The sequence below is a fragment of the Lacinutrix jangbogonensis genome (assembly GCF_000797445.1).
GTDB classification, from domain to species: domain Bacteria; phylum Bacteroidota; class Bacteroidia; order Flavobacteriales; family Flavobacteriaceae; genus Lacinutrix; species Lacinutrix jangbogonensis.
The window spans coordinates 77,942-89,901 of record NZ_JSWF01000029.1 but is presented as its reverse complement, the minus strand read 5'-3'; the positions used below and the strand labels follow the sequence as shown (position 1 = coordinate 89,901).

Here is an 11,960-nt window from a genome sequence, read left to right as displayed (position 1 = left end):
AAACAAAAGTACAAATAAACAGTAAATGCAATTAGAAGAAAAAATATGGTTTTGGGCATTGCTAATTATTCCAATAGTATTGGTACTGTTTTTAGTACTTCAACTTTGGAAACACAAAACGCAGAATAAATTTGCTAATCAGGCGATTTTAAAACGATTGAGCCCGAATAAATCGGTATTTAAATCGGTATTAAAAATTGTGGTTTTTTGTTTAGCTTTTGCGAGTTTAACAATGGCTTTAGTGAACCCTAAGATTGGTTCAAAATTAGAAACTGTAAAACGTGAAGGTGTTGATATTGTTTTTGCAGTAGATGTTTCAAAAAGTATGCTTGCCGAAGATATAGCACCCAATAGACTGGAAAAATCTAAACAATTGGTCACGCAAATTATAAATAATTTAGCTAGTGATCGTGTTGGTATTATAGCTTATGCAGGAAAGGCATTTCCACAATTGCCAATTACAACAGATTATGGTTCTGCAAAAATGTTTCTTCAAAACATGAATACAGATATGATGTCTTCACAAGGAACTGCAATTAACGAAGCTATAGAATTAGCAAAAACATATTACGATGACGACCAGCAAACTAATCGTGTTTTGGTTATTATTTCTGATGGAGAAGACCACAGCGAAGCAGCTGCAACTGTAGCTGAAGAAGCTAATGAAGCTGGTATAAGAATTTTTACCATTGGTGTTGGTAGTGAAAAAGGAGGGCCAATTCCAATAAAACGTAATGGTGTTATTTTAAATTATAAAAAAGACAGACAAGGTGAAACCGTTATTACAAAGCTAAACGAAGACACGCTTAAAAATATTGCTAACGAAGCAGAAGGCGTTTATATAAATGGAAATAAAACAGAAAAAGTAGTCGAAGAAATAAGAGATATTTTAAATAAAATGGATAAAACCGAATTTGAATCTAAGCAATTCGCAGCTTTCGAATCTCAATTTCAATGGTTTTTAGGTTTTGGAATATTACTTTTATTTATTGATATTTTTCTATTAGAACGAAAAACAGCTTGGTTGAAACGACTAAATTTATTTAACGAGAATTTATAAAATCCTTAACACCAAACAAATCAAGGCTTTCATATATTTATAGGTTGAAAATTAACAATGAAAAAGAGAATAACCTACATATTAATATTAACTATTTCTTTCACTTTTGCGCAGCAAGAGGACACTAAAAAAGCGTTAATAAAATTAAATCAGAAAACTAACGATTTAATTAGCGATGCTAATGATTTGGCTAGTAGCGATGAATTTGTTTCTGCTGAAATGGAATACAGAAGAGCTATTTCTAATAAGCCAACAAGTGTTGCTGGAACTTATAATTTAGGCCATTCATATTATAAAAAAGGTAATTTTGAAGAAGCCTTATATCGTAACCAACAAGCTGCAAAACACGCTACTGATAAATTAGAAAAGCATAACGCATTTCATAATATTGGAAATATTTTAATGCAAGAAAAGAAATGTAGCGAAGCTGCAGAAGCTTTTAAAAACGCATTAAGGAACAATCCGTTAGACGAAGAAACACGTTATAATTATGCACTAGCCAAAGAATGTGCTAAAAACCAAGAACCTCCTCAAGAAGAAGATAATAAAGACGATAAAGACAAGGATAAAAAGGAAAACGAAGACCAAAAAGAGAAAGATAAAAAGGAGAAAGAAGAGGAAGGCGAAGATAAAGAAGACAATAAGGATAAAGGAGACGAGGATAAGAAAGAAGGCGACGAAAACGAAGATGAAGGTAAGCCAGATGAAGAAAAAGAGAAAGATGGTAAAGGAGATGACCAAAAAAAGGAGAAACCTAAACCACAACAGCAGCCTGGAAAATTATCACCTCAACAAATAAAAAATCTATTGGAAGCCATGGATAATCAAGAGCAAAAGGTTCAAGATAAAATGAATGCTGAAAAAGCAAAAGGTGCTAAAATACAAACAGAAAAAGATTGGTAACTAATATGTTTTTCATTTCTGCTAGGGCCGAAATGTCATAAAGAGAATGGTTCAAATGAATTTTAAAAAACACATAACGATTCTACTTCTTATACTTTTTACAAGTATAGCAGGAGCGCAAGTAAAGTTTCAAACTAAAGTAAGCAAAAAGACTTTAGGATTGAACGAGCGTTTGCGTGTAGATTTCTCTATGAATAAAGATGGAGATAATTTTAGTCCACCAAGTTTCGATGGTTTCAATGTTGTGGGTGGCCCAAACCAATCGGTTAGTAATTCTTGGATTAATGGAAAACGTTCTTTCGAGAAAACATATAGCTATTTCTTGTCACCAAAACGCATGGGAAGTATGACTCTTAAGTCTGCAAGTATCGAAATAGAAGGAAAGACCTATAAAACCAATGCTATTGCCATTAAGGTTACTAAAGAAATACAGAAACCCAAAGATCCAAATATAGCGGCTGCAAGTGATAATATTCATTTAGTAGCGGAAATTTCTAAGACAAATCCGTACCTAAATGAAGCAATTACCGTTGTTTATAAATTGTATGTTGCTCTAAATGCAGGAGTAAGCAATTGGAGAGAAACGGACAATCCTGAGTACGACGATTTCTGGAGTCAGCAAATTAACCCGAAAGGATTAAAAATAGAAAGAGGTAAGTACAAAGGTGAGGATTATCAATATGTGATTTTAAGGAGAACCGTCTTATACCCTCAAAAAACAGGAAAATTAACAATAGAACCTTTAAGACTTGATGTTACTGCCGAGATACCAACTAAAAGGCGCGATATTTTTGGGCAACGCTTAATGAGTAAGATCAATGTTCCTGTTGCAGCCGGAAAGCGTACTATAAATGTTAGACCGTTGCCAGAGGTGGGTAAGCCATCAGATTTTTCTGGAGCAGTTGGAGATTTTAAATTTAACTTGAGTACTTCTAAAAGTAAGCTTAATGCTAATGAATCTATGCAAGCAAAAATTTCGGTTTCTGGAAAAGGAAATTTGAAACTACTAACCTTACCAAAACTGACGTTGCCAAATTCTCTTGAAGTTTACGAGCCTGAGCATAACGAGAATGTGCGCACAAATGTAAGTGGTATGCAAGGCGAGATTTCAGATAGCTATACCATAGTGCCGCAATACAAAGGTAAATATCCGATACCAACGATTTCTTTCTCTTACTTTGATTTAAAAACAGAAAGCTATAAACGGATTTCGTCTAAGGAAACCATAATTAATGTGCTAGAAGGTCCTGTTTATGGAGCATCGGATAATAACTTAATAACTGAAAGTGGTGAAAAACAAAATGTTAGTTTAAAAAACGATCATTTTGCATTTATTAAAACGAATGCTAATCTGGTTTCAAAAAAACAAACATCGTTTTTTAAGTCTACAGCATTTTGGACCAGTTTGTTAACACCGTTATTGGCAATACCATTGGCAATTGTTTTTCGAAGAAAAAGAGAGCAACGTGCAGGAGATATTGTAGGTAACCGATTAAGAAAAGCAGATAGATTGGCTAAAAAATATCTAGGAGATGCTAAAAAAGCATTAGGACAAAAAGAAGCTTTTTATGTGGCTTTAGAAAAAGCGCTACACAACTATTTAAAAGCGAAATTGAATATTGAAACTAGTGATTTTAGTAAAGATAAAATCCGAGTGTTATTATTAGAACGTCAAGTAGAAAACACTGTGGTTTTAAGTTTTGAAAGTATTCTTGAAAATTGTGAATTAGCAAGATACACTCCAGTTACAACGGTTGCTATGCAGCAAGATTACGAAAAAGCTGCGAACGCAATTAATTTAATAGATAAACAGATTAAGTAATATATTTTTTTATTTCCGTGAAGGCGGAAATCTAAACAGATGAAAAACATACTCTACATATTATTATTTTTCTTCGGAAGTCTTTCTGCGCAAAACGAAAAGATTTTCGATCAAGCGAATACACTTTATAACGAAGGTAAATATGCAGAAGCTTTAGATCGATATGAAGTGGTTTTAAATTCGGACAAGCATTCTGCCGAATTGTATTTTAATATCGCAAACGCTCATTATAAGCTTAATCATATTGCACCTTCAGTATATTATTATGAAAAGGCATTAGCGCTAAAACCTAAAGATAAAGACATTTTAAACAACTTAGCCTTTGCTAACAATATGCGTATTGATGCCATAGCCAATTTACCTGAAGTTGGACTTGCAAGATTTATAAAAAAAGCGACCAAAAGCCTGTCTTTCGATAACTGGGCAAAACTAACTGTAGCTTTAGTTGTACTTTTTGTATTGTTTTATTTGTTGTACTATTTTACTTTTGGTACAGGTAAAAAACGCTTCTATTTTGTAACGAGCACACTTTCTATAATATTTGCATGTGTGGCTTTAATATTTACATTTTATAATTATAGTTTGGCAAAAAAGAACAATCCGGCCATCGTGTTTTCTCAAGAGTCTCAGGTAAAAAGCGAACCTAATGTGCGAAGTGATGGCACTTTTGTACTTCATGAAGGTACTAAAGTTCAGGTTTTAGATAGTGTAAATAACTGGAATAAAATTAAATTAAGTGACGGAAAAACGGGTTGGATTCCGGAAAGTGATATTAAAATGCTGAATATTTTTTAAATTTTTAGTCAAAAAATCATAATTAACATAAAAAAAGAGCTCTTCTAAAGAGCTCTTTTTTTGTTTTTAAATCAATTAAAACAGGTGTTAACAGGTAATGCATAAAAATTATTTATGTTATTCATTTAATATATTAATAAAAATATATGAAATAGTTTTTTGACATTTGCACCATAGAGTAAGAATACCTCTTGATCTATTTAAACAAAAAGAAAGAACTAAAAGATTTTTATTTATGTCAGCAACCAATCATTTAGAAAACCTAAACAAAAAATCTCTTTTGTCTCAAATTTTAATTCCATTAACCTGGCTCATGTTTTTAGGGAGTGCAGTTTTACTGGTTTTCTATTTTTCTAATTTTCCAAGTTGGAGTGTTGGAGGTCTTTTTCAAATTAACGGTTTTAGTATTGTCATCTGGACTGTTGTTACCTTTTTTAGCGCCATTGTTCAAATGTATGCAACAGATTATATGAAAGGTTTCAAAAGGAAACAAAGCTTTCTTTTGTATTGTTTAGCTTTTTCTTTTTCCGTAATGCTTTTTGTCATATCTAACAATGTTATTTTAATGGTATTCTTTTGGCTATTAATGGGTTTGATAATGTCCAAATTAATAGGCATAGATTCAGACTGGAATGAAGCGCAACATGCCTCAAAATTTGCAAGACTTAATTATATAGGAGGTTCGCTATTTTTAGCAATAGCTTTAGGAATCCTAGTGTATAGTGCAGGATCGTTTAGTAAAAATGAAATTTTAGCAAACTTAGAGACTATACCGCAATGGATGAGCACAGTTTCTGCATTATGTATTATAGTTGCAGCCATAATTCAGTCTGCTATTTTTCCATTCCATAGATGGTTATTATCTGCAATGACATCGCCAACCCCAGCTTCAGCATTAATGCATGCAGGTTTTGTAAACGGAGCAGGAATTTTGTTAACCTTATTTGCACCATTATTATTTACAGCTAATGTCTTATTATTAATTTTTATCATAGGAGGTTTAACAGCAATTTTAGCTCAGTTTAGTAAACTAATGCAAGTTAATGTAAAGCAAAAACTAGCATGTTCTACCATTGCACAAATGAGTTTTATGGTCATGCAATGTGGTCTTGGTTTTTTCTCAGCTGCAATTACACACCTTATTCTTCATGGGTTTTATAAGGCTTATTTATTTCTTTCAGCAGGAGAAGAAATTAAAAACGCACTTCCAAAAAAACCAGGTTCAATTGTTATTAAACCATTACAAGCTATAATCATCACGATCTCGGCGGTATTAGGCGGTTTACTTTTTGGTTATTTAACAGGAAAAGGATTAAACTTAGACAGTGGGCTATTCCTAACTTTTATTGTAGCAATAACTGTTGGTCAAGTCGTGTATAACATATTAAATCAAGCAAGTTTAGGTGTTATACAAAAGCTTTTTGTAACACCTTTAATGGTAGTTGTAGGTATTGGAATCTATGCACTTGTTTTTAATGGAGTTACTATATTAATGCATGATATGCCAATGGCAAATATGCCTATTGCGTTAACGTCAACGCATATGGTATTTGGTGTGATCTTCCTAATTGGTTTTTACATTATGTTATCTGGTATGTATAGAAAAACACCTTGGCTATATGTGAAACTTATGAATATTTCACAGCCAATAAGTAAATCTATTGTTTCTTTTAAATCTAAATAGTTATGACTAAGCAAGAACAAATTTCATTAAGTATAGAAGCAGCCTCAAAACGTATTGGAACGACATGGCCATTATATTCTTTTGTAACGTCTAATCCCTTATCAGGTTATGAGAAATTACCTTTTAAAGAGGCAGTACAACAAGCAGGACGTTTCTTAAAGTCTAACGCTTATCCAAGTTCAGATATTTATAGACAAGCCTACGAGAACAATGATATTGATAATACTATTTTGCATGACATGCTGCAAGACCAGAAACTTTTGGAGTCAGCCGATTCTTATTTGCATATCATGCAAAAAGAGGAGCTAAATATACCAATTAAAATAACTTCAAGGTTAGATGTCATTATGGCTAAATGGTTAGCTGCATTTATGGATGAAGGTTTAGCAGAATGGCAAATGCCAAATAAAGAAAAAGGGTTTTATGAATCTTGGAAAGCCTTGGCTATTTATGATAATGATTTTGGTAAACTAAGTTCAAAAGAGCTTCAAAAAACAAGTTATGAAGCTCTTGAGCATGTTTTAAATGTATATGACGATATAAATTACAAAGAGATATTTAGTGCTCATATTGCTGCATTATCAGGTTGGACAGGTTATATAAAACACCGAATAGATACCAATTCAATTTGGCAGCAACAATTCCCTATAACTATTCAAGATTATTTAGCAGTGCGTTTAACGATTGCTAATCATTTAGGAATGCCATTAAAAATGGCAACTGATGTTAGAGAAAATGATTCTATTATAGAAATAAAACACACTTGGCTTAAAGCATGGGAAGCAACATTTCAAAACAAATTGGTTTTAAATTTAAAGAACGATAATATTAGTGTTAATAGTACTAAAGAAAAAAACGAATTTTCAGATGTACAACTCGTGTTTTGTATAGATACGAGATCTGAAATGATGCGTCGTCACATTGAAAATTCAGGAAATTATGAAACTTATGGTTATGCTGGTTTTTTTGGGATTGCAGCAGATTATCAGCATTACCAAGAAGATATTAGTATTAAATCTTGTCCTCCAATTGTAGGTTCGCCATATAAAATTACGGAAAACCCAAATAAAGTTTTAGTGCAACAAGATACTGATTTCAAAGCTGATAAAAAGAGGGCTAAGGCAAAAACACACATCTTAAAACGTCTTAAGAACATGTTACCATCATCTTTCGGTTTTGTGGAAGGCGCAGGTGCTTTTTATGGATTGTCTTTAGTGGCTCAATCTTTTGCACCGAGCGCTTATTTTAAAATTAAAAATAGAAACAAACGTAATTATGAGTCTTTTTGCGATCCAATTATTTCTTATAATGGAGGCGATAAAAATAAACAAGATGTTGCTCTAAACGAAAAAGTAGCGATTGTGAAATCTGGATTTGATTTAATGGGCTGGGATACTTTTGCGCCTTTAGTACTTTTTGCAGGTCATGGAAGTCATACGGTAAATAATCCTTTTGGATCAAGTTTAGATTGTGGTGCCTGTGCTGCAAGCCCTGGAAGACATAATGCCAGACTTTTGGCAACATTAGCAAACGATAAAGCGGTAAGGGAAGTTTTGAGATTGGCACATCAAATTAATATTCCTGAGGATACTGTTTTTATTGGAGGCGAGCATAATACAACTACTGACGAGATTGTAATTTTTGACGCATTAGTACCAGAAACACATCAAGAGCGTTTAGCTACTTTCAAAAAAAACCTAAAAAATGCTCAAGAAACAGCGACTTCAGAACGTTTAATGGTTTCTTCTGGAGGTGTTGAATTGGCTAAAAATAAATCTTTAAATTGGGGAGAAACTAGACCAGAATGGGGATTAGCAAAGAATGCCGCTTTTATTGTTGGGTCTAGAGACTTAACCAGATCAATGAATTTGGATGGTCGATGCTTTTTACATTCTTACAATTGGAAATCTGATCCTGAAGGTGCTGCATTAGCTGGTATAATGGGAGGGCCAATGGTGGTAACACAATGGATTAATAACCACTATTATTTTAGTACAATTGATAACGAAAAGTTTGGTGGAGGCAGTAAAATCACTCATAATGTGACTGGACAGTTTGGAGTTGTTCAAGGTAATGGAGGTGATTTAAAAATGGGATTACCATTACAATCGCTTCGTGCTTCAGATACAGAAATGTATCACCAACCTTTAAGACTAACAACAATTATTCACGCACCTTTAAATCGTGTAGAATCTATTTTAAAAAATAACGAACACTTACAAACCTTATTAGATAATGAGTGGATGTATTTAAAAGTTATTGATAGTAGCGATTCAAATCAATTTAAAACCTACACAAATAATTTTAAGTGGACTTTAGATACTGCAGATTTAGAGCGTCAAGTCGAGAAAACTAATACTTTAGAATTTGCTTATTAATTATAAAACCTAGAAAAAAACATATTATGAAAAATAATAAATATAAAATACTAGTGCTTTCAGATTTAAAAGAAAAGTCAGGTCAGGCTTTGAGTTATGCAGCTAAACTGTCTAATGTAATAGATGCAAATGTTGAATTTTTTTATGTAAAAGATGCTACAGATGTTATACAGACGGAGAACCCACTATCTGCAATGCGTGTTATAAGCGAAGTCTGTAATCAAATGGATAAAAAGGTTAAAGACTTAGTAACTCCAATTTCAAAAGAAAATAATGTTATTATCAAGACAACCTTTGCGTTTGGGAATGTTAAAAATGAAATTAGAAACTGTATTAACATAGCTCAGCCAGATATGATTATTCTAGGGGAAAGAAAGCGAAAAAGATTTAATTTACTTGGCGATAGTATCTCTCGTTTTGTTAATAGAAATTATCAAGGTGTTGTATTTGTAGCAACAGATAATAACGTTTTAGATTCTAGAGATAAAGTATCCTTAGATAATTTAGGGTTAAAAAATAATATAGCTAATTATAAGATTAAAGCTAAGGATAAAGTGATAGCTTAGATATAATTTATTAAAATAATTCGTTTATACACCTTCATCTACACAGCAATTATGTGATGGAGGTTTTTTGAATGTTATAGGTTTTCGTTAATTTCTAAATAAAGTTGTCTTCTTGATTTTTAATATTTTAAAAATTAAGTTAACTTCGAAAATTAATGCCAGCTAATTAGGCATAAATATATCCTAAAACATGAAGAATTTATTTTCAAATATAAAAGGTGACGCTTTTGGTGGACTTACAGCAGGTATTGTAGCACTTCCATTAGCATTAGCATTTGGAGTATCCTCAGGCTTAGGCCCGGAAGCTGGACTTTATGGTGCTATTTTTATTAGTTTTTTTGCAGCGCTTTTTGGAGGTACCTCAACACAAATATCTGGACCAACGGCTCCTATGACAGCAGTAAGTATGGTTATAATTGCTGGTATTGTAGCGGCAAATGATGGGAGTGTAGAAAAAGCACTTCCAGCGATATTAACTGTTTTCCTATTAGCAGGATTAATGCAAGTAGGTTTAGGCATTTTAGGGCTTGGAAAGTATATTAGATACATTCCGTATCCCGTGGTTTCTGGTTTTATGACAGCTATTGGAGTGATAATATTACTGACTCAAATTTTACCCTCGATAGGTTATTACCCAAAAGAAGATGCAGCATTTGTAGAAACATTTAAGCCTCAAGCTGAGGAAGTAATGTTAAGGAATATTTTAAAGGAAGAGGCTGGAGAAGGTATTTTGGTTCTTGAAGATTTCAAAGAAACTATTGAAAGAGCTCATAGAGTTTTGCCAGAACAGATTTTAACTGAGTCTCAGACTATGGCTGAAAAAGAAGGGAAAAGTACATTAGGCGTATTAAAAATATTACCAAGAGCTTTAAAAAACATAAATTGGCTGGAGTTTATTTTGGCACTTTCTACAATCGTTATAGTCTTTGGTTTTAAAAGAATAACTAAAAAAATACCAAGCACTTTAGTTGCCTTGATAGTTGTGTCTGGTATTGCCTATGGATTTAATTTAGGGTACAGACCAATTTCTGAAATTCCAGGTGGTATTCCAATCCCAAAATGGGAAATGTTTACAAGTTTTAGCTTTGGTAAAATAACACCTTATATTTTTATGGCTTTAACATTAGCGTTGTTAGGTGCAATAGATTCGTTGTTAACTAGTGTTGTTGCAGATAATATGACTAAGACTAAGCACAAACCTAATAGAGAATTAATAGGACAAGGAATTGGGAATAGTATAGGCGCTATTTTTGGAGGTATTCCAGGAGCAGGAGCAACCATTAGGACTGTAGTAAATATAAATTCAGGAGGAAAGACTAAACTATCTGGGATGATAGCAGGTATTGTTTTACTAATCATAATGTTAGCCCTAAGCGATGTAGCATCTAAAATTCCTGCATCAGTTTTAGCAGGAATATTAATTACTGTAGGTATTGGAGTTATGGATTATAAAGGCTTAAAAGCTATTCCAAGTTTACCAAAAGATATAAAGTTAGGACCACTAAAATTAAGTTCGGAAGTATTAATAATGCTTATCGTTTTATTATTATCAACATTTTGGGATTTAATTTACGCTGTAGGTATTGGTCTAGTAATTGCTTCTCTAATGTTTATGAAAAAAATAGGAGATTTAACTGCTGAACGCTCAGATGTAAAGTCTTTAGAAGTGGAATCGTGGCCTGATGAAGGTAATTTTCCTATTAATCTTAAAGATGAAGTGTTTATTAAGCATTTAAAAGGACCTTTGTTTTTTGGATCAACAAGCGATTTTCAGGCTTTAACACAACAAATTCCTGAAACAGCAAAAACGGTTATTTTAAGATTAGGACGCATGCAATATATGGACCAGTCTGGTTTATATGCTATGGAAGATATGCTTCAAGATTTAAAAACTAAAAATGTAGAAGTGTTGTTTGTAAACTTATTAAAACAACCTAGATACATGATGGAACGTATTGATATTATTCCAGATTTTATACCAAACGAGCACATTTTTAAAGATTTTAAAACCTGTTTACATTGGATAAAAAAGAACATAGAAGACAAACACTAAAACCAAATACTTATGCCAAATACTTATTACAATAAGCTACTTGCTAACAATAAAGAGTGGGTAGAAGAAATGAAAGGGAAAGACGAAACTTACTTTGAAAAACTTTCTAAAGGTCAACAACCTCCTGTTTTATGGATTGGATGTGCAGATAGTAGAGTGCCAGCCAATCAAATTACAGGTACACTTCCAGGAGAAATATTTGTTCATAGAAATATTGCAAATATGGTTGTGCATACAGATATGAATATGTTAAGTGTATTAGATTATGCTGTAAATCACTTAAAAGTAAAACATATTATTGTTTGTGGTCATTATGGCTGCGGTGGTGTGCAAGCTGCTATGCAAAACAAATCTTTAGGTTTAATTAATAAATGGATTAGAAACATTAAAGAGGTTTATAAGGACAATTATACAGAACTTATTAAAATTAGTGATGATCAAAAGCGTTTTGACCGATTGGTTGAGTTAAATGTAAAAGCACAAGTATACGATTTGGCAAAAACATCTATTGTACAACAAGCCTGGAAGGATGAAACAGGTTTGCAAATACATGGTTGGGTTTATGGCTTAAATGATGGTATTATTAATGATCTAAAAGTTTCTATGGATAGTGCAGAGCATCTTAACAATCTCTTTAGATTAGACTTAGAAAAAACACCAGTTTAAAAGATACCAAAAAGGTTTAAGACTTTAGTCTTA

9 protein-coding genes are annotated in these 11,960 nt (G+C 32.5%); all 9 read left to right on the top strand.

The window, feature by feature from the left end:
- Positions 1–25 precede the first annotated feature (25 nt).
- A complete protein-coding gene (locus RH82_RS10835) occupies positions 26–1,060 on the top strand; it encodes a VWA domain-containing protein (RefSeq protein ID WP_034060685.1) in 1,035 nt (344 codons plus the stop codon).
- A 57-nt stretch (positions 1,061–1,117) separates the two neighbouring features.
- Positions 1,118–1,963, top strand: coding sequence for an aerotolerance regulator BatC (locus RH82_RS10830; protein ID WP_034060684.1), 846 nt, complete (start codon positions 1,118–1,120; stop codon positions 1,961–1,963).
- Between the two features lie 55 nt (positions 1,964–2,018).
- Entirely contained in the window at positions 2,019–3,785 is a 1,767-nt protein-coding gene (locus tag RH82_RS10825) for a BatD family protein (protein WP_034060797.1), read from the top strand.
- A 39-nt stretch (positions 3,786–3,824) separates the two neighbouring features.
- Positions 3,825–4,580 (top strand): tetratricopeptide repeat protein, encoded by a 756-nt coding sequence (locus tag RH82_RS10820; RefSeq protein ID WP_034060681.1) that lies wholly within the window; start codon positions 3,825–3,827, stop codon positions 4,578–4,580.
- Between the two features lie 235 nt (positions 4,581–4,815).
- Positions 4,816–6,264 carry a proton-conducting transporter transmembrane domain-containing protein gene (locus tag RH82_RS10815; protein ID WP_034060678.1) on the top strand — a complete coding sequence of 483 codons (1,449 nt, stop codon included), beginning with the start codon at positions 4,816–4,818 and terminating at the stop codon, positions 6,262–6,264.
- A gap of 2 nt (positions 6,265–6,266) precedes the next feature.
- Complete coding sequence (locus tag RH82_RS10810; protein ID WP_052158306.1) at positions 6,267–8,642, top strand: DUF2309 domain-containing protein; 2,376 nt, start codon at positions 6,267–6,269, stop codon at positions 8,640–8,642.
- A gap of 26 nt (positions 8,643–8,668) precedes the next feature.
- Positions 8,669–9,208: a universal stress protein gene (locus RH82_RS10805; protein WP_034060677.1), complete on the top strand. Its 540-nt coding sequence runs from the start codon at positions 8,669–8,671 to the stop codon at positions 9,206–9,208.
- Positions 9,209–9,398: 190 nt separating this feature from the next.
- Positions 9,399–11,261, top strand: coding sequence for a SulP family inorganic anion transporter (locus RH82_RS10800; RefSeq protein ID WP_034060674.1), 1,863 nt, complete (start codon positions 9,399–9,401; stop codon positions 11,259–11,261).
- A gap of 12 nt (positions 11,262–11,273) precedes the next feature.
- Positions 11,274–11,927 (top strand): carbonate dehydratase, encoded by a 654-nt coding sequence (gene can / locus RH82_RS10795; RefSeq protein WP_034060672.1) that lies wholly within the window; start codon positions 11,274–11,276, stop codon positions 11,925–11,927.
- The last annotated feature ends 33 nt before the right edge of the window (positions 11,928–11,960 follow it).